At 45.2% G+C, this 25,016-nt stretch carries 21 protein-coding genes and 1 pseudogene; 19 read left to right on the top strand and 3 right to left on the bottom strand.

The window, feature by feature from the left end; genetic code table 11:
* The first annotated feature begins 202 nt into the window (after nucleotides 1-202).
* The gene (locus tag KNP95_RS14535; RefSeq protein ID WP_214838133.1) at nucleotides 203-598 is read left to right on the top strand and encodes a site-specific integrase; all 396 of its coding nucleotides are present in this window, start codon (nucleotides 203-205) and stop codon (nucleotides 596-598) included.
* Nucleotides 599-806: 208 nt separating this feature from the next.
* Here the strand turns inward: KNP95_RS14535 and KNP95_RS14530 are convergent, their stop codons facing one another.
* Nucleotides 807-2,174 (bottom strand): AbiJ-related protein, encoded by a 1,368-nt coding sequence (locus KNP95_RS14530; protein ID WP_214838069.1) that lies wholly within the window; start codon nucleotides 2,172-2,174, stop codon nucleotides 807-809.
* Between the two features lie 535 nt (nucleotides 2,175-2,709).
* On the opposite strand from KNP95_RS14530, the gene KNP95_RS14525 reads away from it, so the two are divergent.
* Nucleotides 2,710-3,558: a hypothetical protein gene (locus KNP95_RS14525; RefSeq protein WP_214838067.1), complete on the top strand. Its 849-nt coding sequence runs from the start codon at nucleotides 2,710-2,712 to the stop codon at nucleotides 3,556-3,558.
* A 298-nt stretch (nucleotides 3,559-3,856) separates the two neighbouring features.
* On the opposite strand, the gene KNP95_RS14520 is transcribed toward KNP95_RS14525, so the two are convergent.
* Nucleotides 3,857-4,480 (bottom strand): BA5345 family protein, encoded by a 624-nt coding sequence (locus tag KNP95_RS14520; protein WP_214838066.1) that lies wholly within the window; start codon nucleotides 4,478-4,480, stop codon nucleotides 3,857-3,859.
* 1,173 nt (nucleotides 4,481-5,653) lie between these two features.
* Here KNP95_RS14520 and KNP95_RS14515 point away from each other — a divergent pair.
* The 8 genes from KNP95_RS14515 to KNP95_RS14480 all read left to right on the top strand — a co-directional run bounded on the left by KNP95_RS14515 (nucleotide 5,654) and on the right by KNP95_RS14480 (nucleotide 13,767).
* Nucleotides 5,654-7,090: a hypothetical protein gene (locus tag KNP95_RS14515; RefSeq protein ID WP_214838064.1), complete on the top strand. Its 1,437-nt coding sequence runs from the start codon at nucleotides 5,654-5,656 to the stop codon at nucleotides 7,088-7,090.
* An 837-nt stretch (nucleotides 7,091-7,927) separates the two neighbouring features.
* Nucleotides 7,928-8,995 carry a hypothetical protein gene (locus KNP95_RS14510; RefSeq protein ID WP_214838060.1) on the top strand — a complete coding sequence of 356 codons (1,068 nt, stop codon included), beginning with the start codon at nucleotides 7,928-7,930 and terminating at the stop codon, nucleotides 8,993-8,995.
* A 703-nt stretch (nucleotides 8,996-9,698) separates the two neighbouring features.
* Nucleotides 9,699-10,481: a ParA family protein gene (locus KNP95_RS14505; protein ID WP_214838057.1), complete on the top strand. Its 783-nt coding sequence runs from the start codon at nucleotides 9,699-9,701 to the stop codon at nucleotides 10,479-10,481.
* Nucleotides 10,478-11,167 (top strand): hypothetical protein, encoded by a 690-nt coding sequence (locus KNP95_RS14500; RefSeq protein WP_214758469.1) that lies wholly within the window; start codon nucleotides 10,478-10,480, stop codon nucleotides 11,165-11,167. Before KNP95_RS14505 ends, KNP95_RS14500 begins: the two co-directional genes overlap by 4 nt.
* Nucleotides 11,164-11,940, top strand: coding sequence for a ParA family protein (locus KNP95_RS14495; protein WP_214838054.1), 777 nt, complete (start codon nucleotides 11,164-11,166; stop codon nucleotides 11,938-11,940). The genes KNP95_RS14500 and KNP95_RS14495 overlap by 4 nt, the downstream gene beginning before the upstream one ends.
* The gene (locus KNP95_RS14490) at nucleotides 11,937-12,740 is read left to right on the top strand and encodes a hypothetical protein (protein WP_214838050.1); all 804 of its coding nucleotides are present in this window, start codon (nucleotides 11,937-11,939) and stop codon (nucleotides 12,738-12,740) included. The genes KNP95_RS14495 and KNP95_RS14490 overlap by 4 nt, the downstream gene beginning before the upstream one ends.
* Nucleotides 12,741-12,826: 86 nt before the next feature.
* Nucleotides 12,827-13,384: a DUF6036 family nucleotidyltransferase gene (locus tag KNP95_RS14485; RefSeq protein ID WP_214686071.1), complete on the top strand. Its 558-nt coding sequence runs from the start codon at nucleotides 12,827-12,829 to the stop codon at nucleotides 13,382-13,384.
* Nucleotides 13,385-13,416: 32 nt separating this feature from the next.
* The gene (locus tag KNP95_RS14480; RefSeq protein ID WP_214838048.1) at nucleotides 13,417-13,767 is read left to right on the top strand and encodes a hypothetical protein; all 351 of its coding nucleotides are present in this window, start codon (nucleotides 13,417-13,419) and stop codon (nucleotides 13,765-13,767) included.
* A gap of 187 nt (nucleotides 13,768-13,954) precedes the next feature.
* Here the strand turns inward: KNP95_RS14480 and KNP95_RS14475 are convergent, their stop codons facing one another.
* Nucleotides 13,955-14,701 (bottom strand): hypothetical protein, encoded by a 747-nt coding sequence (locus KNP95_RS14475; RefSeq protein WP_214838045.1) that lies wholly within the window; start codon nucleotides 14,699-14,701, stop codon nucleotides 13,955-13,957.
* Nucleotides 14,702-15,003: 302 nt separating this feature from the next.
* Between KNP95_RS14475 and KNP95_RS14470 the strand changes: the two genes are divergently transcribed.
* The 9 genes and pseudogenes from KNP95_RS14470 to KNP95_RS14430 all read left to right on the top strand — a co-directional run bounded on the left by KNP95_RS14470 (nucleotide 15,004) and on the right by KNP95_RS14430 (nucleotide 25,013).
* Entirely contained in the window at nucleotides 15,004-15,258 is a 255-nt protein-coding gene (locus KNP95_RS14470) for a hypothetical protein (protein WP_214686063.1), read from the top strand.
* Between the two features lie 87 nt (nucleotides 15,259-15,345).
* A pseudogene (locus KNP95_RS14465) lies at nucleotides 15,346-15,516 on the top strand (family 1 glycosylhydrolase); the annotation flags it as partial.
* A 264-nt stretch (nucleotides 15,517-15,780) separates the two neighbouring features.
* The gene (locus KNP95_RS14460) at nucleotides 15,781-16,959 is read left to right on the top strand and encodes a galactokinase (RefSeq protein WP_483299319.1); all 1,179 of its coding nucleotides are present in this window, start codon (nucleotides 15,781-15,783) and stop codon (nucleotides 16,957-16,959) included.
* Nucleotides 16,956-17,954, top strand: coding sequence for a UDP-glucose 4-epimerase GalE (galE, locus tag KNP95_RS14455; protein WP_214838042.1), 999 nt, complete (start codon nucleotides 16,956-16,958; stop codon nucleotides 17,952-17,954). Before KNP95_RS14460 ends, galE begins: the two co-directional genes overlap by 4 nt.
* The gene (locus KNP95_RS14450; RefSeq protein ID WP_214838040.1) at nucleotides 17,951-19,423 is read left to right on the top strand and encodes a UDP-glucose--hexose-1-phosphate uridylyltransferase; all 1,473 of its coding nucleotides are present in this window, start codon (nucleotides 17,951-17,953) and stop codon (nucleotides 19,421-19,423) included. The genes galE and KNP95_RS14450 overlap by 4 nt, the downstream gene beginning before the upstream one ends.
* Nucleotides 19,424-19,525: 102 nt before the next feature.
* Nucleotides 19,526-20,554 (top strand): LacI family DNA-binding transcriptional regulator, encoded by a 1,029-nt coding sequence (locus tag KNP95_RS14445; protein ID WP_211780506.1) that lies wholly within the window; start codon nucleotides 19,526-19,528, stop codon nucleotides 20,552-20,554.
* A gap of 110 nt (nucleotides 20,555-20,664) precedes the next feature.
* Nucleotides 20,665-22,875 (top strand): alpha-galactosidase, encoded by a 2,211-nt coding sequence (locus KNP95_RS14440; protein ID WP_214838037.1) that lies wholly within the window; start codon nucleotides 20,665-20,667, stop codon nucleotides 22,873-22,875.
* The gene (locus tag KNP95_RS14435; protein WP_214838034.1) at nucleotides 22,872-24,119 is read left to right on the top strand and encodes an extracellular solute-binding protein; all 1,248 of its coding nucleotides are present in this window, start codon (nucleotides 22,872-22,874) and stop codon (nucleotides 24,117-24,119) included. The genes KNP95_RS14440 and KNP95_RS14435 overlap by 4 nt, the downstream gene beginning before the upstream one ends.
* A 21-nt stretch (nucleotides 24,120-24,140) precedes the next feature.
* Nucleotides 24,141-25,013 (top strand): carbohydrate ABC transporter permease, encoded by an 873-nt coding sequence (locus KNP95_RS14430; RefSeq protein WP_114167080.1) that lies wholly within the window; start codon nucleotides 24,141-24,143, stop codon nucleotides 25,011-25,013.
* Nucleotides 25,014-25,016 lie beyond the last annotated feature (3 nt).

The following is a 25,016-nucleotide window of genomic DNA, read 5'->3' as shown; positions in this document are numbered from 1 at the left end:
GTTTCGGGAGGCCATCCGTTTAGCCGATGAGACGATTCAGCAAGTGAGTGACCGATGGCACTTGTTTCATATAAACAGGCAAGAAAAAAGGAGCTCATGGAGCTCCGGAACGAGACGATTGGCTATTAATTATTAATGACTGGCATGGGAGGCGCAAAACTTTTATCAATAAAGTTCACGACGTAAAGCGAAATAAGTATACATACTACCTGGAAGTGAAGGGAAACGTGACAAGTGGCGCCGCATCCCGGTTATCAAGAAGGCGATTCACCTCGTGAACCGGCTGCAGACATTGATGATGATTGAGGAAGTCTCGTCTCCTTTCATCGCCTTTAGCACGAAAAAAAACAACAAGGCCATCACATATGAGGCCCTGCGCCTGATGAGTCATCAGGCAGTCGACCATGTAGCGAATGAAGAGAAGACCCCGCCTCACTGGTTCCGCCGGGCCTACATCACAAAGCTCCTAGCAAACGGCAATTCGTTGATTGGGGTCATGCAATTGGTCGGTCACGAATCGATAAATACGACGAACGGTTACTTGCAATCACTTGATCGACTCTCAAACGTATCGAACGCTGACTTACCGTTTGAATAAATACCTGAACACTCGGATAAATTTGTTTCGTTGAACATTAAGATACCTATCATCATCTGAAAGGCAACATAAATCAATTATGGACGTATTAGGTTTTTTTCTACTATCAATAAAACCTTTGCAACTTATAAAAAAGAGCGAGCAGGAAGGCATCTTGTTTTCAATCTCTAAAAACTAACAATCACCTATGTTTAATTTCTACTTTTGGTTATTGGGCATTTGTAGTTTTAATGGCGTACTTCTTAAAGAAGCTATTAAAGAAGTTTTTCATCAGTTCAGCACTTTTATCTTCATTCATTAATTCATAACCACCGAATCTGTAGACATCATACCCATGTAACTTCAAATCCCGATCTGCCGAAACCATCTCTGCATACCGTTGAGGACTAGCAACATTTTCTTCTGAATAATGTTGTTTCCCGTCAATTTCAATAACAACTCTTTCTCGATTTGGAAGAAGCAATAAGAAATCCATTCTCTGACGTGGCAAATAAATTTCTCCATTCCGCTGTCTTTTTGTATAGGGATCATAATGAAGATAAACTTGAGGGATTAGCGCAGGCAGGTTTTGATGATATTGACCTCTGAGTAACTGAAAATACGCTTTAAAGAAAGTAATTTCTGGTGGAGAATCTAACGAATTTAACAATCGTTTGTACAGTGAAACTTCTTTTTCTTTATAGGATGTCAGCGTAGGATTCATATCGCTCCACCAATCAACTAATTCTGCCCAGTACAATCCATCAGAAGATATTGGTTTTTCATAAACCAAACAGTTGTCTTTGTGCTTTACAATGGTAATGTCATTGTTGAGAGAATCATTTATAATAATTTCTGGCTTGGCGCCTACAGCAGCAAAAATAAGGTTCTTTACTTCGCCTCTCACTCCGTTTTGAATTCTATGAACTTTATAAATCGGGTATCCAGAGAGTTGGCTAGTAGGATATAGATGAAATCCATCATTATGCAAATGTTCATTCAATAAATTGATATATGACTCTTGGGAGGATTGATTTCTTATCATTGGATGAACTAATTGCTCCAAAAAATTCATGAATTCTTGATCGTTTTTTATCAACAATTCAAAGTATTCCTCCAATAAGAACTGTTCATCATAGTCATAATTATTAATCATGTGTTGCCAAATATCCTGAGCAGCTGTATCAAATCTACCATCTCTTGAAGGCATCGCGTCTAAATCCCAAATTCTCTTAAAGAAAGAAACGACATCTGCTCTCCCCCATAAATCAGTTCGCTTGTATAGCTCATCAAAAATGTTTTTTCTGGTTATTTCACTGATTTCAAAAACCCCTTTGGGATTCACACTGTACATTAATTTTGATAGAGACTTGGCACTTTCTCCATAATCATCAATAATTCTTTTAGAGAGGTCCAAAAGAAAGAGTTGATTCTTCCCCTTTAACCTCTTTTGGATATACAACCTCTTACTAGAGAACGCCTCACTTTCTTCTCCCTCGTCTAATCCATATCTTCCACAGACACTCGGCAAATTATAAGCCTTTTCTCCACTTAAAATATTTGAAATCTCCTCAACTATTTGATTTAATTTTGCCACGAGATCACTCCTCACGATGATTGGATAATCCTAAATAACTTTAATATAAACTTAATAACGATCATATGGGGGGTTTATTTTCCCGTATACTCAACGACATGATATCTTTTAGATCATTGCTAGGCCTAAAGAACACGGCGAACGGATGGGAAAATGAATGAGGCTTTAGGGCTTTCCGATTCACGACCAACACTTTTTCTGTTGGAAACGCTAGCTGATTCTAGACGTTCTCCCAGAATGTGAGCACCTATCTGGTTAAAATATCTGGATACGTCATCAGGAAACCAAGAATCAAATGTCAGCAGTAAGTATTCTCTTTTTTACACCAACAATATTAATTATCTTTATTACTTTGTTCGTACTTTTTACGATTTCTTTTCCTTAAATATTTATCTATCCAATCTCAATTCTCTTATTCCTGAACTTATTGTTTCTGTAGTAACAACTTTTGCAATATGTACGTCTATTCCCACTAAAGCGTTTATTATACATTTCCTATAAAATAGAATTACTTATGATGAAAGGAATGAGTTCAATGGGCAGAGACAAAAAAGAAGATGTGAAGCAATCTAGCCGTGAATTTGCTCTGGATACTTTTTTGACAGTAGGAAGCGAAATAAGTGCGGAGGTAGCTAAGAAGTCTATCGCAAGTGCGGCAGGTGATTTAGCTGTAGATGCGGCGAGCTCATTTATCCCCGGGGTATCAGGAGCCGTTCAAGGCTATAAACGTGCTCGCTTCGAAAGAAACATGATACGTGTCGCTGAAGAGTTAAATTTAAAAGTGGAATCCATTCAGTCTAATCTCGATTCTAAAACCAGTGAACAAAAAGAGCAGATTGATAGACTGTTTCAATATGTAATAGACTCGGCGATAGACGAGCAACAAGAAGAAAAAATTAAGTACATGGTCAATGGATTTGTACAAATCACGAAACACGATTTTGTATCAGAAGACTTTGTCTTAACCTATTACGACGTGTTGAAAGAATTACGAATAATCGATATTTCGGTCTTACGGCTAATGAATTCGACTCGATTCTGGTACCAAGAGGGTTCTAAAGAGACATTTCACGATGTCATGGAGAGACATGGGATATCCTATGAGCAGTACGAAGCAGTAAGAAGAAATTTGCTTCGGATTGGTTTATTGACAACTCGCACAGATCTTAATGTCGTTGATGATCTCAAAGAAATCTCAATGACATTCAAAAATATTTTTACATACCTTGAAAAACTTTCAAATCCGAAGTCCAATCGTTTACCAAAATTGAAAGAACCTAAATTTAAATCTAAGGAGCAGTTCGAAATCTCAAGGTTTGGGAAAGATTTTATTGATTTCTTTTTTGAAATGAACCAGAACGAAGAGGAAGAACCTCTGTCGTGATAAATGTTTTTGCAAAATCCGGCTTCTACCCCTACTCTTTTTAACTTCCCAGCAAAAATATGATGAATGCTTTCGTGTCTGCTTGGTTGATATTTATATTGGATAAATTAAATGAATATGTAAGATGCTGAAAATTTTCATCATAACGACTACAGATATTTCATCAAAAAGAGATGATTCAAGAATATACATGATTCATCTCTCCTTTTAGATGAAAAAGAAATCAATAAGCATTTTTATAATCACTAGTCTATCTTGTATTTTTAGAACTATGATTTAAATCCTTTGGCACATCACTTCAAGATAGATATTTATTTAACATGCTGATTTGAAACGCACGAAGATTATCGGAAAAGTATCTATAGTTTAGAGCAGCCGCAGCTAAGATAATGATTTGCATTGCAATACCGATGTAAAACAACAATGGCTCTTCGCCTGTGATCAAACTACGAACTAACAAGAGGAAGACAAGAACTAGTGACCCTGTTGCACTGACAAACAATGTCCCTACCCCATGGACAGTGCTCAGCAAATGTCTATATCGCCCCTCCAAATAAGCCCGGATCCCCTCATCCTGTTCCAACAACATAGAATGCCACACGTGCTCAAGATAGTAGTAATCGTTATTTCTATTCTTGTAGAGAGTACCAAAGGTTGTGTCTGGAGAAAATTTGTCTCCAAGCTCGGTTCTAAATTTGTTCAAACTGTCTTTTGTTCTAATACTCCAAAAAAAGACAAAATAGATTTGATAAATTAGATATCCTAAAGGCACCCCTGCAACTATCAAAGATATCAGCAACGGAACATTTTTTACGAATTCGGAGTAATTATTTTGCGTGAATGAAAAATAAAAGAATAACCAAAATATGAACACCCACCCGGGAATTCCCCACCTAATCAAATATTTTGTTTCAAAATTCATTTAATCACCCTTCCTTTCTTCTTATTAGAGTATCATGTTTCAAACGCGATACTGCTAACCTTAGAATTCGAGTACCCACGGGCGGTTCTGTTATCTATTTTTTCAACCTCCTCTATTTATGCGCCCTAAGTTCACCATTTAATGTCTATAATCTAAAAAGTGTGCGCTGGCGCACACTTTTTAGATTATAGATAAAGTCACGTTTCGGACGAACTGAAATATGACTTGTCGTTTTCGGCCCTTGATGTGCCCTGGTCGAACCTTTATTTAGGCAGGCGGAGCATCTTCCATACCCAGCAACCACCTTCGTGTGATTGAGGACAGTAAAAGTAGACACAGCCTCAATTGATTTTTTAGGTCCCCGATGACGGTACAAAGCATAACATGCTTCTCCATTGCATCTGCCAATACACGCTAGTACTTCTAGGGATTTGTAGATCAATCGAGCATTGGGCAGTTCACACAGAGGGTGGGTTCGAGACGTACTTCCGTTCCCCCTCGGGCGAATTCGTGTAATGCCGGCTGGATTCCGCGGTAGATTTACAGCTTAGCAATGGCTGATTTTTTTAATAAGCGGAGACACTGCGACGGCAGTACGAAAATAGAAATCACTGAGTGCATCAATTGAGAGGATGACTAGATTTCTAAGAGTTTCGCGAGAAAAGGAAGACCGAGCAGCGATAAGGTCCGCGATTCAGCTCACTAATTGGCCCTATAGCAGCGAGTTGCGCCCGGTCGGTCAAATAAAAAAACTACACACGATGTTATGTCTATAGACTAGAAAGTGTGCGCCGGCGCACACTTTTTGTTCCTATTGAAATTATAAATATTCAACAGGATTTAAAGAATTTCACTAATTTTCGTTAGCAAAACGGATTGAAGACGTGAAAAACTCACTTTAGAAAGATCATCGTCGAATTTCATCGGTAATCACCGGCGAAAAGGATAAAACATGGAAACATCCTTATTTCTATTTATTCGAAACTCGCCTTTTAACCTCTTGATTTCTTGTGGACTGAATCAAAGAATAAGAAATTATCTTACTTACATTCTTTAAAAGTGTGTGCCGGCACACACTTTTAAAAGGGACTTACGGTATTTGAAATAATTTAAAATCGTTAATTAAGTGCCACCAAATTTGTGCTATATTTATCCTTAGAAGAGGTGATCAATATGGAGACTCAATCAACCTCCAATGGCCGCTCGCAACAACTCATCATTTCTCAAGCGGTCACGGCTATTCAAAGACATCGTATGGAGGAGATTCTCCACAGCGTGTCTATCTTTGATATCCAGGAATTCGTCACGACACTTTATCAAGAGCACTATCAATTCGAAAATTTAGAGGCTTCTTATAAGAAGATACGTTATCATTCATTCAACAAGCTAAAGAAGCGATGGGTGCAGGCTGCCATCCGAAACTACGAAGAGGGGCGTGGCCCGAAAAAAGAATTGCGTGCCCGGTTCGAGATGATTACCGCATATCATCATTTGGTCGGCCCTGAAGCCTTCTTGAAAGAGTTTCACGTGAAAACCATCGAAGGTTATATGCAACAATGCATCCAAGAGTTGAAGGAATGGGCTGAGAATCCGAATCTGTTGATCCATACGTATCCTTACTGGTCCCAAAAGACGGTGAATCAGAAGAAGACCTCACTCAAGACGGACGTTTTGATGATTCTTTGGGAGGTCGCCAAAGAGGTCGACCTCAACCAACCGACGGCGCACCACTCTCCGACGCTCGCCGTCGATATCCCATTCTTCGGCATGTCTGACCGCATCAAGAACCAGACGGACCTGTTGGATGAGAAACTGAATGAAGCGTCGCAGTTGAATCTCGAGCTTCAGAACTATGACACGGTGGTCCCGAAATATAAGAAGGGGATTCCCGACCACCTTTCGGTCCTTGTCAGCAAAGAATTCATCCAAGAATTGAACGGGAAAGTGCCAGACCTTGACTCGAAAGACTTCGAGGCCTTCACAGAGATTCTGGCGTATCGGGACATGACGTTCCAGACTAGCCGGAAAATCATCTTCCCGCTCTCGCAGCTCGTCAAGAAGCTGTATGCGAACGATAGTGGGAAAAGCTACGATTTGACGACGCAACGTCTCATGAAGCTCGGTTATTATCGGGTCGCAGGCCACAACGAGGACGGGGACTTCTTCATCCGAGGCCTGTTCTCCTCGGTTACCATTAAAAATGCGACGACATTAGCCGAGAGCCAGGTCATCGTCACGGTCAGTGAGGAGATTTACGACGACCTGTTGAAACAACAGATCGTCAGCATCTATGGGGAACAAATCGAACAGTTGAAAGGCAGCTTCGCTTATCACCTGGCCTTCGTCCTTCAAAAAGAGCGGATGAGCTCCATCCAGACAGGGGAGCAACAACCCGTCCGTAGGCACTGGCGTCAGTTCACCTATTCGATTCGATTCAACAAGGTCCGAAAGGCCGATAACCTAAAAGAGCTTGAGTTGAATCTGGATCGAATCAAGGAACATGATTTCATCCTGAAGGAATGGCATCGCTCTGGTGATTATTATTTCTTCACCTTCTACCCGTTGGAGTCTTGGGAATTGCCAGGTCATGTGGACACGTTATTATTGTAATTGATATCGTGGAGAACCCAGTCTATCTGGGTTCTTTTTTCAGTTTAGCTGCACCAATGTTTCACATGAATCGATTTAACGATGAAAATGGGCCAAAACGCTCAACTAGTATCCAGACTCATGAGACGTCATGAAACAATTTTTTGATTATGCCGTACCAATCTTACACTCTTCTCTCTTTCTTCTTTATAAATGAGGTAGTTTGAAAATTTTTCACTCGAATTTCCCTTTTTAGATTCGGTTGATATTCAATCTGATCACCTTTTTTAGTGAGTATGGCGTTCATTTATATCAGATTCCAACGATTTTGGTAACAAACGACCGTACCAAACTTGCACTTTTTGTTTTTTGGTAACAGATGACCGTACTGAAACTACATTTTCTTATTTTGGTCATGAAACACCGTACTGAAACCACACTTTTACCGATTCGTCGCCCTATAAAAAATAAATTTTCGAGACTCTTTTTGTCTTTTTGGTAACAGATGACCGTACTGAAACTGCATTTTCTTCTTTTTTGGTAACAAACGACCGTACCAAACTTACACTTTTTCGTTTTTGGTAACAAAATGCCGTACTGACACTACACTTTTCTCTTTTCTGACTAAAAAAATCTACTTTATTTTCAATATGAATGGCATTATAGAGCGGATTAATCGATTTTGGTAACAAATGACCGTACTGAAAGTGCATATTTTTATTCGTTCAAAATGGCTTCATACCAACGTTTTTTTCATTTTGGTAACAAAATGCCGTACTGAAAACGCACTTTGACACTATCTTGAAAGAGCTGGATACTGAAACTAGCATATTTTAGGATAGGGGAGGTGTAGGAGAGATGATAGAGACGAATCGACATATTTTGGTCGCCAATAAACTATTGGTCGCGATGAGCGGATTGACGCGTTGGACAAAACGAGCCGATCATTATCGTTATGAGCAGCATCATTATAACATCCCGGCCTGTTTCACGGCCTTCAAATGGACCAAGTCTCGGATCCGCCATATGCTCTCTATTCTCGCCTACGCTGACGACCAAGGGAAAATAGAATTTATCGAAGACCACATGGTCGCGGATTTTGCATGCACGTCGATCCGCTCCCTACATAATAACTTAAAAACATTTGAACAGAATGGTCTTATGACGGTCGTCCGTCACTTCCCAGGAGTGATCTCAATCCAATTGACGGATTACCTTGAAAACTATCGTGATTTGTTTGTAGACGGTGCTACGGTCGATTCGAAGACCGGGTATACGTCTGTTTGGCACGGCCTCTTGTCCGAACTGGTCGCACTCGATAATGTGAATACGTTGCGACTCGCGCTACGGACAATCGTCCAGGTCGAGAAAGATGTCCATGTCCAGTCAAATGAACAGGCCATCCTGACCTACGATGAGATCAAAGGATTCCTTCCTAAATACTGTGGCCATAAGCTCGCCATCCAAAAGATGATGTCTGGTCTCAAATTCCTCCAAGTGTCGCTTGTTGAAGACAGTAAGCGTTTCTTAAATATGGTCAAACAGAACATCTCGCTCAAGAAACGAGTCCAAGACGTGACGCGACCGCTCTTACTCGAAGTCCAGCTATCGGCTGCGCAAGACAGTAAGCAGATCAAAGAGAAAGACCGCACTGAAGTTCAACTCCTCTGGTTCGAGTTGCGCAAGCGAGTCGGGGAGTTCTTCGACTTTGACGCCCTCAAAGTCAACCGTGACTCACTCTTCTCGATGAGCGATACTTTCGGGGCCGAGACGTTCAAACAGGTCGTCGAAGAGTTAAAACAAGCATTCCTACACCATCGTGAGGACTTGGTCCACTCGAGCACCCATAAGCTGTTCTTTGAGGAGCCAATTTTCTATCTTCACCAACGACTAAAAGAGAACCAGGCAAAATTGGCTATCGCATGATGGTCTATTTGTCATGTTCATTTTTGAAAATATATATGAAAACGACCCATTTTTTCAGGTATTTCCTTCTGTTTATATTGTTTCTCATTCGTTCTAAGTCATCATTGCATACTGAATCTGCTTTTTTTACTTTTAGGAAAAAAATCAAACCAAGTAGTTAAGTAATCAAGGATTTACTGAATTAAATCTTCTCTTGTTTTTTAATTCTCAAATCAGAGTTGAAAAAAAATGAACCTTTGTGAACGAAACGATGGCCCTTTTGAAATATCTCTTTTCACTTAAATCGTCAGAAGGATTGGTATGACTGGATTGAGAGACCCTCTTCTTTTTCTAATTCTATTAATCTTTATTTAACTCTCTCTAATCTATTTATATTTTTTTAACTCAGAAGAATATGGTTTTATCTCTTCTTCTATTATTTAAATCATATCCAGATGTGCCAAGTATTTCTTCTATAGAAAAGATCTACAAATATGAATGACGTTCACAACAGGAACTTTGTATAAATACATAGTCCAAAAATGTCTCTGTATACAATTCGACGTCGAAACGTATACAGAAAATATTTAGATGCAAAAATCGTATACAAACCAAAACTATTATTGTATACATTTTTGTATTGAATTTATCAGTGTCTTTGCTGTTTTTGTGTTGAATGCAAAGAGTGAATGTGACATGATATGAAAGAGAAAGGGGAGATAAGATGAACATACTCACGTTTTACATATCGAAAGGTGGGTCAGGCAAGACGACCTGTTCTTTGAATATGGCTTACGCATTGGGTGAGCTGGGACAACGAGTCCTCATCATTGATTTGGATCCCCAAGGCTCGCTCAGCAAGCTGATGTTAAAAGAATCCGACACGATCAAATACATGACGATGTTTGACGTACATACACGTAATCTTGATATCAGAGAAGTCCTGTTTGATGATGAAACGTATCATGTGAGTCTTCTCCCTTCGAATGAACGAAATGCCCGGTTGATCAACCTAATCTCCGAGCAAGACAAGCTCTTCTTATTAAAGGACATGATTGCACCGCTCGAAGAGGAGTTTGATTGGATCATCTTAGATTCAGTCCCATCGATCAACGAACTTTCGAAAGTCGTGCTTTCGACATCAAATATGACGGTCATCCCTTTCATGCCGAAGAAGCTCGTTTTCGACCAACTTGCGAGTACGGTTCGAACCGTACAAAAAGTGAAAAAGTTCTACAACCCAGACCTCGTCATCACAGGTATTCTTCCTGTCGCGATGGATGCATCTTTAAAGGCAGACAAGGAGTACTATGAAGCAATGGCAACCATCGCGAAGGAAGAGGCATTAGACATCCTTCCGATGATCAAGCGATCCACCTTTATCGAGAAAGCTGCCGATAGTGGGAAGAGTGTCATCCAGTACCGCTCCAAGGAATCGAAGGTACTCGCTGAACCGTTTCGACTATTGGCCAAGCAAGTCGTCGAACAGGCAGGTGAGACATCATGAAGGCACGGAACCGCAATATTCATAAAATCAAACCGAGTGAGCAGCACCCGTATCAGAGCGGTTTGACGAATATCAGCGCGCTCGTCCAAAAACTTCCGGTCTCTAAAGAAGTCGAAGACCTTGTTCATGAGATCAATGAGCTCTCAAAAGTTCAAACGATTTCTGTATTCGAGATCGGGAAGCGGCTCGTCATCGCTCGTTCTGAGATGCATGACAAAAAAGAATGGATGGGGTTCCTCGAGGCTGTCTCGATGTCGAGTTCGCTTGCATCACGGTACGTCAAAGCCTATGAGACGTTACATCCACTCGAATCATCACTTGCGAGCTTACCGGCTTCCAAACTGTTTGAACTGATGTATCTCGACAACGTCGAAGAGGTAGTCGAACAGGGACTCTATATTGATGGAGAGTCACGAAGCGTTGACGAGTTGACGGTCAAACAAATCCGTGAGGCCCGTAAGACCCGTGAGCCTGTGCAACAGGTTAAGGTCAGCCCGTTTCAAAAAACAAAGAAACCATCTGCCGTTCTTTCAGCACGAATCCCGTCCGACCTGTCCGATCAATTCCAACAGTATGCACATGCTCAAAATCGTAGTGTGAGTGAACTGTTGACGGAAATCATCGAGCGGACTGTGAACGACAATATCATCGACGTCACAGACGAGAAGCGAGGAGACGAATCATGAAGAAAATCGCATTGTACAATCGAAAGGGCGGTGTCGGGAAATCGACGACGACCATCAACTTGGCTCATGCTTATGCTCGTGATGGATTACGTGTACTCGTCATCGACGCGGACGATCAGGCCTCTTCGACGAATGGACTCGGTCTCACGAACGATTACGAAGGAAAAGTCTTACTCGATTGTCTACTAGAAGAGAATGACCCATTCTACACACCAATCGAACAGGTCATTGTGACATGCGAGTATGAGACAGGTACCGTCTATCTTGTGCCAACCAGACGTTCGGCCTCACCGAGTGACTTAACGAGTCAAATCGGATATGAATATCGTCTTAGTGAAGAGCTCGCCAAGATTGACGAGCTGTTTGACATCTGTCTCATCGATTGCCCAGGATCGACTTCAGCGCTTAACCCGTATGCTCGCTGCGCACTCGTCGCCCAAGACCGAATCGTGATGCCTGTCCAAATGCAGAAATTCTCGATGGATGCCGTCTACTCTGCACCTGAAGAATTGGAAGAGATGAAACGCTTCCGGGAAGACATCCATATCGCAGCGTTCATCCCGACAATGGTGAGCGTCCGCTCAAAAGGGGATGTCACGACAGTCGAGGAACTTGAAGAACTCGGAAAAGAAGTCGGTATTCCGGTTTTGACGACGATACCTTACGCGGTGAAGGTACAGACACTACAACGTGAGTCTCGTCCGGTGATTGATCACAAGAGCCCAGCAACCGATGCCTATCTACAACTCGCTCAGGAGGTACTTGCTTTATGACACGTAACCGAAAGAAACATACACCGAAGATTTCTACATTCAGTGCCAACCTTCCGGTGAATCAAAATCAACAAGCGACGGATAGCCGTACGGAACAAGTCGAGGCTGTGAAAGAATTCTCCGCGACGACGACCGTATCGAACCCTTATCAGGCCCTCCCGGCGACGGGGTTGTCACGTATCATCACGAAGAAGCTGCCCGAGGACATGGATGGAATCGTTCAGTATTATAACCACATCGATGCGATTCAAGCAACGAGTTTTGTCGAAAAATGTCGTATTCTTGCACACGCAAATAGTCTGTTCCGTGATCCTGAGACGAAAAAAGAGTTCAAACAAGAAGAAGGAAATTGGAAAGACTTCTTAGCCAAAATTGGCATGTCACATTCTCAAGTGAATCGATTTGTCTCATTTTGGAATACATTTGGTCCGAACATCTTGGAGAAGACGCTCGAGCAGGATTTTAGCGCGACGAAACTTGCTGAGTTGTTGTCGTGGCCAGAAGATCCGAAGCTCGCGCTACTCGAGAATAAAAAATACTATACAGCTTCAGGAGACAAGACGGTGTACGAGATGACACGTGAAGAACTCCGTGAAGTGAAACGGATGTTGATCGAACGTCAGGAACAACGCGTGCTCGAAGTCGAAACTAACTCTGTGAAACCGATGCGTGTACAGATTCGCTTTGCTGATTTGACAGATCCTTTATACGTCGGATTAACGCAAGCCGCGCAAAAAGAACATGTGTCAGAAGACGAGATTATTCGGCGGGCTCTCAGTGCCTATTTGAATACGAATTAAGTTGAGAGCAGCGAAATATATCATGGCCCACGAAGACTCCTAACATATCGGATCAGAGTGGGTCATTTTCATTAGGAGGAACATACATGACTTACTCCAATCAATATAAAGATGTAGAGAGTATTATTGACACCTTGCTTATCCTAGATACATTTTGTGCCTCAAGAGGAATCGAAGTCGAGTTTGTCGTGGTTGGCGCTTCGGGGATTCTTCTGTTCATTGAAATGATGAATAAAGATGCCGAGTATCGTCCGACGCGAGATATTGATATTCGCGTGACAGAGGGCGTTGTGACACCTGAATTGAAAGAGGCGCTTCATGAATATGAAATTGAAATTGTCGAAGGGGTGATTCAGTTCCCACCCCGTGAAGACTTTAGGGAGAATGAATTCCGGCATAAGATTGAAGGGCTGTTCGAGGCGATTGATGTGTATATCCCCGACATTGAACTTTTAGCATGTACCAAGATTTTCTCCTCTCGCCAAAAGGATCTAGAGGATCTCGAAAAAACGAATCTATTGGCACTTTGCGATAAAGATAAACTTCTCGACCTTGTAGAGGAATACAAAGCAAACATGACGTGGGACGATCCATTTTGTAACGTGCATGACTTGAGTCGAATTTTTCAGGAAAAGGGTATATAATAAATCAAAAGAAGAGTAGAGGAGGGTGACCGATGTCAGACAGTAATCATGTACTTCTGCAAAGCGAGCTAGCGGATGAACTGAATCGTATGCAGGCAGGCGGGACAAGCTATCGCTTAGAGACGGCTCAATTGGCCCTGGCATTAAGTCGTCATGTATCGGTCCCTGAATCGCTACGTGACCGAGAAATGGCTCGCCAGTATGTTCGATCTTCACTGCATGATTTACAGGACGACCGGGCAGAGGATGTGGCAAAAATGCTTAGTATGGCAGCACGGCGTGCCTACAACACTCCTGAAAGTACGTTCTCGGTAGATATGAAAGTGAAATTAGAAGAAAAGCGTAATCGATTCAAGATGCGTGGATTGCGGGTAAAATCTTAATTGGACCAAGTGGAGTCATTTTTATACTCTCATGAGGTTATGGTTCTACGTGCGAAGGAAGCATCTTTGGTCAAGTCATTGAACATGTATCATACGATTTCTGCGAACCGTTAAATCCTTACTTTGTAATAAATATAAGGGTACTAGATTTAGTCACTGGTTGACTCAATCTAGTACCCTTTTCGTATCATTGTTTATTTTGTTGGGTGTTCCGCTCCCGCAAGACCGCGAGCTCGACCTGTTCCTGTAACCGGTTCTCGAACGCCTCTTTTTCACGACGGAGAAGCTGCACTTCCAAATGAAGTTTTTGGTTCTCCTCTTCGAGTTGGTCGCTTCGTCGCGTTCGTGCCTTCAACTCGTCAAGCGTGTCCATCAGGTTCTGGTTTTGACGATTGAGCTGGCTGCGCTCTAGCTCGAGCTTCTTGACGTCTTCTTCTAAATTAAAGACCAACTTCTTCTGAGCCTTCAGTTCCTCTTTGAAAGAAGCACGTTCGGTCTCGAGGGCGTCCTGAGCGTTTTGTTTCTCGGCGAACAGGAGCTCCACTTGATGTTGAAGTGGAATTAATTCCTGGTCGTGGGCCGCGACTTGACGCTCATAGTCCTCTTTGAGCTGTTCCGACTCTATGATGATGCTTTGCTCAAGGTCATGAATCGTCTTTTGATAGCGCGAACAGATCCGTTCGTGTTCCTTTGATTGAAGCTCGAGCCGCGTGGCTCGTTCATTGAAAAGGGCCAGCACCTGATTCAATGCCGCCTGGAGAGCATCATTCTCCAAACTGATCAATGGATCTGGCACCTGTTTATCAGCCAAGGTGATCAGTTCTTCAAACAATTGATTTGTCGACAGCTGCCGCTGTTCCGACAATCGCTGGATGTGTTCTTTTACCTCTTGTGAGACTCGAAAAGAGGTCACTTTGGTTTCATTAGACTGCACAGCATTCACCACTTTACCATTTGATAGTTTTCTCGTTTGAACGCATATGGACTCGCATTCATCTCACTTCCATTTTCGCGTATTTACTACGTAAACACAAGACGAGGCATTGCTGACAAGCCTAATTCGTTTCGACGTCGAAATGTATACAGTGAATGAGTACGGGTTGTCCGGTTTTGTATTAAAGCCGTTCTTATCATCCGTCAAAATCTATGAATCTTCTTTCAAGTCGAACTCGTAAGTATATAAACTCGTGAGTACGAGCGCACTCTCGCAATCAAAAAAGGATGGGGTGTGTCATTGTGAATAAACTTAAAGTCTTCTCAACTCTATTTACCACGGTATTTATCATGTTGAGCGTATTCTTTGCTCTGACGACAGAATTAAATGTCTTTTTGGGTGGAGCTTTGGTGGGGGTAAGTGTACTCATCAGTGGCCATCTGGCAGAACGATTGTTTAAACGCTTCGAACATGAGACGGTCTCTCCTCCGACAGTCATTTTCTCATACGTGCTCCTGTTGGTGGTCGCTGCTTACTTTATCGGACTATACTCATAAATTCCGTCAAACGGACCAGGTTCATAAAAATGAACTTGGTCCGTATTTAATATATACAACCATTATAAGATGATGGAGAGCTTATGATGGGGATGCATCGAACCGATTTCATTCACGACAGGAGAGATGAAAAAACGCTACGGATTTATTTATGTGGACCGTAATAATGACGGGAAGGGGACGCTCAATCGCTATCGAAAAGATTCGTACGAGTGGTATCGTCACGTCATTCTAACGAATGGGAAGAGTCTTCGTTAAAGAGAGATGAGATATCAAACAAGTGAGATATCTCTATTGTGAATAAGCTCCATATAAAACCCGCACTGGCGAACCAGTGCGGGTTTTATAATCGGATTCAATCGATTTTGTTAACTGAACAATAGTTAAATTGTAAATTTTAAATTATTTTAGTTCTTCGTAAAAATGAAAAAAACTCATAATTTGTTTACTAAACATTATTTATTTTATAGATTGAATGCGTTAGAATCAGAGTGTGGTGAAACTGATGAGGAGGGAATGGCTATGAAAGATATGATGAAACTGTCTGAAGCATTTACAAACACTTTTCACGAGGAGTTCGAGCGGGTATTTTTTGCGCCTGGGAGAATCAATTTGATTGGAGAGCATATCGACTACAATGGGGGACACGTCTTTCCTGCGGCGTTGACGTTCGGAACATATGCGTTGGTACGACGTCGGACGGATCGACAGTGCCGTTTTTACTCGATGAATTTTCCGGAAGCTGGAGTGGTCACTGTGCCGTTAGGTGAGCTTGATTATCAAGACGCTCACGGGTGGGTAAATTATCCGAAAGCGATGCTCCGTTACATGCTTGATGGACGTGAACCGTCGTTCGGGTTGGACTTTCTGTATTTTGGCGATATCCCTAACGGTGCGGGCTTGTCTTCGTCGGCTTCGATTGAGTTGGTGACGGCGGTCGCTCTGAATGCGGTGTATGATTTGAACTTTGATCAACTTGATCTCGTCAAATTCGGACAACGCGCCGAGAATGAATACATCGGGGTCAACAGCGGGATCATGGACCAATATGCGGTCGGGATGGGCAAGAAGAATCAAGCGATGTTACTCGATTGCGATACGCTTGAATGTACGTATGCGCCGTTTGAGTTTGGGGATGTATTGGTCGTCATCATGAATACGAATAAGCGGCGTGAACTGGCCGACTCTAAATACAACGAGCGGCGACAAGAGTGTGACACGGCACTAGAAGTTCTCAATCAAGAATTGAATATCCGTGCGCTCTGTGATTTGGACAGTGACACACTAGAAGAAAGACAAGGTCGATTTGAAGATGAGACCATCTATCGCCGAGCAAGACACGTCGTCAGTGAAAATGAGCGCACACGTGAGGCGCTCCGCGCGCTTCAGGCCGGTGACGTCCATCGCTTCGGAGAACTGATGGATGCCTCTCATCGCTCATTGGATAAGGATTATGACGTGACCGGTGTCGAGTTGAACACATTGGTCGAGAGCGCATGGAGACATGGAGCGATTGGGGCGCGCATGACGGGCGCCGGTTTTGGAGGTTGTGCCATCGCTTTGGTACGGGAACATGAGATTGCTCGTTTTATCGACGAAGTGAGTGCGGACTATGAACGTCAAATCGGATATGCGCCGACTTGCTACGTCGCTTCTATCGGGGAAGGAGCCCATGAAATCAAAGGAGGGAGCATCTCATGAGTATTCTCGTTGTAGGGGGCGCCGGTTATATCGGCTCTCATGCGGTCTATCAACTGATTGATCGAGGCGAAGATGTCGTCGTCGTGGATAATTTGTCGACGGGACATCGCCGAGCGTTGCATCCTGATGCGACGTTTTATGAGGGGGATATCCGAGATAAAGCCTTTTTAGACAAGGTGTTCTCTCAAGGTCAGTTTGACCAAGTGGTCCATTTTGCGGCAAATTCGCTCGTCGGCGAGTCGATGGAGAAACCGCTCGATTATTATGACAACAACGTTTATGGGACCCAGGTGTTGTTAGAGACGATGGTGAGACACGGTGTGCTTGAGATCGTTTTCTCTTCGACGGCAGCGACGTATGGCGATCAGGAAATCATGCCGATTGCCGAGTCGGCCCTGACACATCCGACGTCGACGTATGGTGAAACGAAGCTCGCGATGGAGAAGATGATGGGTTGGATCGGGAATGCCCATGGACTGCGCTATGTGGCTCTGCGCTATTTCAATGTGGCGGGGGCAAGGTCGGGAGGAGAGATTGGTGAGGACCATCATCCCGAGACACATCTCATTCCGCTCATTTTGGAAGTGGCGAACGGGAAACGGGACCACATCTCCATCTACGGAACAGATTATCCGACAGAAGACGGGACATGCATCCGTGACTATATCCACGTCGAAGACTTGGTAGATGCACATGTGCGTGCTCTCCACTATTTGCGTGACGGTCAGAAGAGTGACGTGTTCAATTTGGGATCGAATACGGGATTCTCTGTCAATGAGATGATTCAGGCGGCCCGTCAAGTGACGGGACACGCGATTCCTGCTCAGGCGACGACACGCCGAGCTGGCGACCCCGCACGTCTCATTGCCTCTGCGGAAAAAGCGAAGCGAGTACTGGGGTGGGCTCCTGAAAGAACCGATATCACCCGTATCATCGCAGATGCATGGGCATGGCATGCCGCCCACCCTGACGGATATCGTGAGGTGGGACGATGAGTGCGCTTGTGAATGGACTCGTGGCGGCAACGCTAAAAAGTGGACTCATCCAGGAGCGGGATGTTATCTACGTGAAGAACCGGTTGCTCGCCATGACGGGGGCGACACCGAGCGATGAGACGACGAACGGTCGAATCCCGGAGCTCGTCGACCGATTGGTGGACGAGGCGGTCCGGAACGGTTTGACTGAGGACGGCCGGTCACAGCGGGATCGATTCGCGGCAGACATGATGAACCAATTCATGCCACGCCCCTCGGAAGTGGAGAAGGTGTTTTACGGCAAGTACGCGACGGACCCGGTCATGGCGACGGATTACTTTTACCGGTTGTCGACGGACTCGAACTATATTCAGACAGAGCGAACGAAACAGAATATCTCTTATCAAGTAGATACAAGATATGGAATGGTCGACATCACCATCAACGTGTCGAAGCCAGAGAAAGATCCGAAAGAGATCGCGCAACAGAAGAGCGTGAAGAAAGAGGGGGCCCCATACCCGAAGTGTCTCCTCTGTGTGGAAAATGAAGGGTACGAAGGGCGTTTAGATCATCCGGCGCGAGCCAATCATCGGCTTGTGCCGCTCGAACTCAGAGGCGAGGAATGGTATATGCAGTACTCGCCTTACGTCTATTACGACGAACACTGCATCTTATTGTCGGGTGAGCATCGAGATATGCGGATCGACCGTTCGTCGTTCGTCCGTCTGCTCGACTTTGTAGAGAAATTTCCGCATTACTTCGCGGGATCGAATGCCGACCTGCCGATTGTGGGCGGCTCGATTTTATCGCACGACCATTACCAAGCAGGACGATACACGTTTGCGATGGCGGAGGCGCGCGAGACAGGCCGATTCTCTTTTGAGGAATTCCCAGATGTGAGCGGACACACGTTGCTTTGGCCGTTGTCGGTCATTCGGTTGCGTAGCCAAAATCAGAACAGCCTCGTCGCGTGCGCGGATCGTGTCTTGTCGACTTGGCGCAACTATTCGGACGAAGCATGTCACATCTTGGCCCACACGGACGCCCCGCATAATACAATCACACCAATCGCACGAAAAAAAGGTGAGTTCTTCGAGTTGGATCTCGTTCTTCGAAACAACCGGACGACATCGGAACATCCACTCGGACTCTTCCATCCCCATGCAGATGTTCACCATATCAAACGAGAAAATATCGGATTGATCGAGGTGATGGGGCTTGCTGTACTGCCGGCGAGGCTCCAAGCTGAGATGGACGAAGTTAAGAGATTTATTGTAGGAGAAACGGACAACGTACAAGATCTCCATCAAGATTGGGCTTGCGAATTGAAACGAGCATACGATGGAAGGGAGAATATCGAACGTTTCATCGAAATGGCCGTAGCCGAAAAATTTGTTAAGGGACTTGAGGACTGCGGCGTCTTTAAGTTGGACGAAAATGGACAACGAGGACTTCAGCGCTTTATTCAAGTAATTCAATCACGGGACTAAAGGGAGGCGGACAGGTGAAGACTTGTCTGCCTTTTACTTTACGGTTGAAACAAATCATTCTGTTTAGTAAAATGAAATCACATTTTACTCAATATTGGAGGCATGATTACTTTGACAAGCATTCGTGAAGTGGCGAAGAAGGCGGGCGTTTCGATTGCGACTGTATCCCGCGTATTGAATTCGGATGAGAAGTTATCCGTCAGTCAAGAAACACGTGATAAAGTGTTGCAAACAGCGAAACAATTAAAATACAGCCCACGAGAGAAGAAAACACATAAGAACCGGATCGCGACAGTTGGGCTCGTGACCACGGTCAATGAGATTCAAGAGATTGATGATCCATATTTCCGAGCGATTCGACGCGGTATTGAACAAGAAGCCGAACGGCTGAGGGTGAGTGTCAACCGGGTGATCCGTCTGTCTGATAAAAAAGCGGACTGGGAAGGATTGAACCATCTCGGAGGAATCCTCGTCCTCGGTACGGTCGACCCGAAAACATTGGAGTCGCTCTATAACGAGAATCCTAATATTGTCGTCATCGATGACTCGCATGCCGACGCACGGTTTGACGCCGTATATTCTGATTTCAAAAGCGCGACCATAGCGAGTCTAGAACATCTATACGAAAACGGACATCGCAACATCGCCTATATCGGAGGGCAGCGTGTCGTCATGAACCAAGAGGGTGACGTCTATTTCAATGAGGACGAGGATCGATATCAGACCTATGTATCTTGGATGAACGACAAAGGGTTGCAGCATCTCCGCTATGGGCTATTAGGAGGATGGAGCACGTTGGAAGGACTGCGTTTAGGTGAACAGTTGACGGAGCGTGGCGACACGACAGCGGTGTTGGTCGCGAGTGACCCGATGGCCGTCGGTGTGTATCGCGCTTTTCAAAAACAAGGATACAGCATCCCAGAGGACATCTCGATCTCTAGTTTCGACGACATTGAAATCGCTGAATTCCTGACACCTTCGTTGACGACCGTGAAGGTAGAGACCGAAGAACTTGGGAAATTTGCCGTCAAGTTGGCGTTGGAACGGATCCGCGAAGAACGAGATATTCCCGTACGAGTCATGATTCCGGCCAAACTGATCAAGCGAGAAAGTGTCCATTATAAAAATTGAATAAAAGCGATTGACAAAGTGTTTACTAAACGTTAAATTATAGATGTGTTTAGTAAACGCTTTCATTTTAGTTTTTAATGAAAGCGCAACCACTATTGGGAGGTTGAGCCATGAAGTTGATTCATGTTAACGAAACAGAGAGAGTATTCCATTTGTCTAATGCAGTGTTTAGCTATGTGCTCCGTGTCGAAGAAGGCAACGTGTTGACCAACGAATATTTTGGTCAGGCGATTTCGGCATATCGCGGTGGACGGAAGTATCCTCGCGTCGACCGTTCCTTTTCCCCGAACTTTCCGGAGGCGACGGATCGCCTTTATTCCCTCGATACGATCTTGCAAGAATATCCAGGTTACGGGACGGGAGATTATCGGACGCCGGCCCAAGTCATCCGCCACGAAGACGGATCGACTGTCACGGATTTCCGTTACAAGTCCTATGAGATTGTGACAGGAAAACCGCGTCTTGATGGCATGCCTTCGACGTATGTCGAACAGGATGAAGAAGCCGAGACGCTGATCATCACACTCGAAGATCCGAAAGAGCGACTGACTGCTCGTCTCGTCTATACCGTGTATCGTGACCGTCCGGTGTTGGCACGATCCGCTCGAATTGAAAATGAAGGAGCGGAGACCCATTACCTTCAAAAAGCAGCGAGCCTCTCATTGGACCTTCCGCTTCAAGAGCTCGAGGTCATCACGCTGAACGGGATGTGGGGCCGAGAACGAATGATGGAGCGTGAACCAGTAAAACGTGGCGTGAAAGTATTCGACAGCAAACGTGGCTCGAGTAGTCACCAGATGAACCCGTTTCTCGCACTCGTTTCACCCGAGACGACGGAGTATGCGGGAGAAGCAGTCGGCTTCAGCCTTGTCTATAGCGGAAGTCATCAAATGTTGCTCGAACGAGACCCATACGGACAGACCCGTGTGCAACTCGGCATCAACGAATTTGGATTCGAGTGGCGTTTGGATCCAGGCGCATGTTTCCAAACGCCGGAAGTGAACATCGTCTATAGTGCAAACGGGACGATGGAAATGTCACAAGCATTCCACGCCCTGTATCGTGAACGGCTCGCACGCGGAACCTTCCGTGACGCAGACCGACCAATTTTGATCAACAACTGGGAAGCGACTTATTTCGACTTCGACGAAGCCAAAATCAAATCGATCGTCGATGAGAGTGCCGAGCTCGGAATCGAGTTGTTCGTGCTGGACGATGGCTGGTTCGGACGTCGCGATGATGATTACACGTCACTAGGCGACTGGTTCGAATATGAGCAAAAGATTCCGAACGGATTGAAAGGACTCGCAGACTACATTCACACCAAAGGCATGAAATTCGGTCTATGGTTCGAACCGGAGATGATTTCGAGAGAGAGCGAACTCTTCAAACAGCATCCGGACTGGGCGATTCAAATCCCGGGACGCGGTCTATCCAAAGGACGAGATCAATATGTACTCGATTTCAGTCGGAAAGAAGTACGAGATAACATCGTGCAGCAGATGACCGAGGTGTTGGACCGCGTCCCAATCGATTATCTCAAATGGGACTTCAACCGTAACGTGACCGAGGTGTTCTCGACGTCACTACCGAGTGACCGTCAAGGAGAAGTGTTACACCGCTATGTCCTTGGACTATATGAAGTGCTCGAGACGATCACATCACGCTATCCGAACATCTTGTTCGAGAGCTGCTCCGGCGGCGGCGGTCGGTTCGATCCAGGCATGTTGTACTACATGCCTCAAACGTGGACGAGTGACAACACGGACGCCATCGCGCGTTTGAAAATTCAACATGGGACGAGCATAGTGTATCCCATCTCCTCGATGGGCGCACACGTCTCGGCTGTGCCAAACCACCAGACACACCGTGAGACGAGTCTCGAGATGCGGGGGAACGTCGCGATGGCTGGCGTGTTCGGTTATGAGCTCGATGTGACTGAGATGTCAGAAGACGAGAAGGCGATCGTCAAACAGCAAGTCGCATTCTATCAGGAGCATCGTCGTACGTTCCAATATGGGACGTTCTACCGGCTGGAGAGCGCATTCGACAGCAATCATCCTTCTTGGATGTTCGTATCGGAAGAGGAAGTCATCGTCTGTGACTATAGCGTGCTCAGCGAAACCGCACCGCTCATCCGTTTGTTGAAATTGAGAGGATTGAACACAACAGCCGTCTATGAAGTAGAAGGCCAGCATTACGGCGGTGATGAGCTCATGCACGTCGGGCTTTACATCGAGCCGATTGTCAAAGGTGATTTTGTAAGTAAGTTGTACGTGCTGAAAAAAGTAAACGAACTTTCAGGAGGCCAATCAAAATGAACAAGACAATGAAACTAGGCATGGTAGGGCTCGTCGCATCATCTCTCGTACTCGCAGCTGGTTGCTCGGGCGGAGCGGAGTCGGACAAGACAGAAATCGAATTCTTCTCCCAAAAAGTCGAAATGAAGGGGACGCTCGATGAGATCATCGCTGATTTTGAAAAAGAGAATCCTGATATCGACGTCAAATTGACGAGCGTCAGCAATGCCGGGACCGTATTGAAAACGCGGGTCGCCGGCGGGGACATCCCGGATATCGTGCACACATACCCGCAAAACCCAGACTTTAAAGGGTGGGCGGCTGACGGGAAGTTCCTCGACCTGTCTGACGAAGATTTCTTGAGCAACTTGAAGCAAGGGGCGGCTGAATCGTACGCGGTCGACGGAGGGATTTACTCACTGCCGCTCAACTCGAACGCGTGGGGCTTCTTCTATAACAAGACGAAGTTTGAAGAGCTAGGACTGGAGGCGCCAAAAACATGGTCCGAGTTTGAAGACGTGGTCAAAGAAATTAAAGATGCTGGCGAGACACCGTTTGCGGCAGCACTCACGACAGACGACTCATGGACGATGAACGGTTATCACCAATTGGCTTGGGCGACAACGACAGGCGGTTTCGACCAAACGCAAGACGCATTGAAAAATAGCCCGAAAGATGGCATCAAAGTCGGTAACGAAGATTTTGAGACTGTGGCAGATGAGTTAAGCCTCGTCAGCGGTAACACGCAAAAGAATGCGAACGGGGCATCTTACAGCGATGCGGTCGCACTCTTCGCAAGGGAAGAAGCGTTGATTTTCCCGAACGGCATTTGGGCGCTCCCGGTCATCCGTGATCAGCAGCCTGATTTCGAAGTGAGCATGTTTGCCTTCCCAGGCCAAGAAGCAGGCCAAGAGATGACGGTCGGTGCGGCTGACTTGGCGCTCTCTGTGTCGAGCGCTGGATCGGAAGCGGAACAAGAAGCATCGAAAAAACTGCTCGCGTACATGACGGAAGGAGAAGTCATGCAGAAATACTATGACAAGGACGGTTCTCCGACGTCGGTCGAGGCAGTCGATACAGATGGCGCGTTCGAAGAGACGAAAGCTGTTTCGGACCTCGTGTTCACAGACAAACAAATCATCTGGCTCCATTCTGAATGGCCATCGGAAGAAGAGTTCTGGCACCTCACGGTCGATTATATGAACAAAGAAGATAAAGACCAACTCGCCAAGGATTTGAACGCCTTCTTCAACGGTATGAAATAAAAACATTAAAGGAGTTGCACCATGAGAGAGAAAGGGTTTGTCAACCGCTACTGGCCGTACCTGTTCATTCTTGTGCCGCTCTTGCTTCAAATCGTGTTCTTCTTCATACCGCTCGCACAAGGTGTGATCTACAGTTTCACGGACTGGACAGGGCTAACAAGTTCGTACAATTTCATCGGAATCGATAATTATCTGGCCATCTTCTCAGATGCGAAATTCTTATCGAGTATCGGCTTCACGTTACTCTTCACGATCGGTCTCGTCGTTGGACAAATCGTGTTAGGGATTGCGATCGCACTGCTATTGAATCAAAAAATTAAAGGGGTCGGGCTGTTCCGGACTGCCTACTTCTTCCCTGCGGTCATCAGCACCGTCACACTCGGCTTGATCTTTAAACAGTTCTTCAATTACGGGCTGGCGCCACTCGGTGAATTTTTAGGCATCGAATGGCTCTCGCAAAGTCTAATCGCGAACGAAGGGACGGCGTTCTGGGGCCTCCTCTTTGTCGCCCTCTGGCAAGGGGTCGCCATTCCGGTCGTCATCTTCTTGGCGAACTTACAAAGCATCCCGAACGAGATTCGGGAAGCGGCCTCGATTGACGGGGCGAACCGGTGGCAAACGTTCAAGAGCATCGAATTGCCGTTCTTATCACCAGCCATCAGCATCGTCCTCATCTTGGCGATGAAGGCGGGATTGACGGCGTTCGACCTCATCTACGCCTTGACGGGCGGGGGACCGAGCGGGTCGACGACGTCACTCGGACTACTCGTGTACAACTATGCGTTCAAAAACAACCAATTCGGATACGCCAGTGCGATCGCGATCGTCCTCTTTATCATCATCGCCATCGTCTCGGTCATCCAAATCAATTCTTCGAAAAAATTTGAAGTGTAAGGA

Source organism: Exiguobacterium sp. s36 (assembly GCF_018618345.1).
GTDB lineage: Bacteria > Bacillota > Bacilli > Exiguobacteriales > Exiguobacteriaceae > Exiguobacterium > Exiguobacterium chiriqhucha.
This window is presented reverse-complemented; position numbering and strand designations above follow the sequence as displayed.

Excerpts from the sequence above, each read along its gene's own strand:
- KNP95_RS14525 (WP_214838067.1), top strand. The coding sequence starts at position 2,710 with ATGGGCAGAGACAAAAAAGAAGATGTGAAGCAATCTAGCCGTGAATTT.
- KNP95_RS14520 (WP_214838066.1), bottom strand. The coding sequence starts at position 4,480 with ATGAATTTTGAAACAAAATATTTGATTAGGTGGGGAATTCCCGGGTGG.
- KNP95_RS14515 (WP_214838064.1), top strand. The coding sequence starts at position 5,654 with ATGGAGACTCAATCAACCTCCAATGGCCGCTCGCAACAACTCATCATT.
- KNP95_RS14510 (WP_214838060.1), top strand. The coding sequence starts at position 7,928 with ATGATAGAGACGAATCGACATATTTTGGTCGCCAATAAACTATTGGTC.
- KNP95_RS14505 (WP_214838057.1), top strand. The coding sequence starts at position 9,699 with ATGAACATACTCACGTTTTACATATCGAAAGGTGGGTCAGGCAAGACG.
- KNP95_RS14500 (WP_214758469.1), top strand. The coding sequence starts at position 10,478 with ATGAAGGCACGGAACCGCAATATTCATAAAATCAAACCGAGTGAGCAG.
- KNP95_RS14495 (WP_214838054.1), top strand. The coding sequence starts at position 11,164 with ATGAAGAAAATCGCATTGTACAATCGAAAGGGCGGTGTCGGGAAATCG.
- KNP95_RS14490 (WP_214838050.1), top strand. The coding sequence starts at position 11,937 with ATGACACGTAACCGAAAGAAACATACACCGAAGATTTCTACATTCAGT.
- KNP95_RS14485 (WP_214686071.1), top strand. The coding sequence starts at position 12,827 with ATGACTTACTCCAATCAATATAAAGATGTAGAGAGTATTATTGACACC.
- KNP95_RS14480 (WP_214838048.1), top strand. The coding sequence starts at position 13,417 with ATGTCAGACAGTAATCATGTACTTCTGCAAAGCGAGCTAGCGGATGAA.
- KNP95_RS14460 (WP_483299319.1), top strand. The coding sequence starts at position 15,781 with ATGAAAGATATGATGAAACTGTCTGAAGCATTTACAAACACTTTTCAC.
- galE (WP_214838042.1), top strand. The coding sequence starts at position 16,956 with ATGAGTATTCTCGTTGTAGGGGGCGCCGGTTATATCGGCTCTCATGCG.
- KNP95_RS14450 (WP_214838040.1), top strand. The coding sequence starts at position 17,951 with ATGAGTGCGCTTGTGAATGGACTCGTGGCGGCAACGCTAAAAAGTGGA.
- KNP95_RS14445 (WP_211780506.1), top strand. The coding sequence starts at position 19,526 with ATGATTACTTTGACAAGCATTCGTGAAGTGGCGAAGAAGGCGGGCGTT.
- KNP95_RS14440 (WP_214838037.1), top strand. The coding sequence starts at position 20,665 with ATGAAGTTGATTCATGTTAACGAAACAGAGAGAGTATTCCATTTGTCT.
- KNP95_RS14435 (WP_214838034.1), top strand. The coding sequence starts at position 22,872 with ATGAACAAGACAATGAAACTAGGCATGGTAGGGCTCGTCGCATCATCT.
- KNP95_RS14430 (WP_114167080.1), top strand. The coding sequence starts at position 24,141 with ATGAGAGAGAAAGGGTTTGTCAACCGCTACTGGCCGTACCTGTTCATT.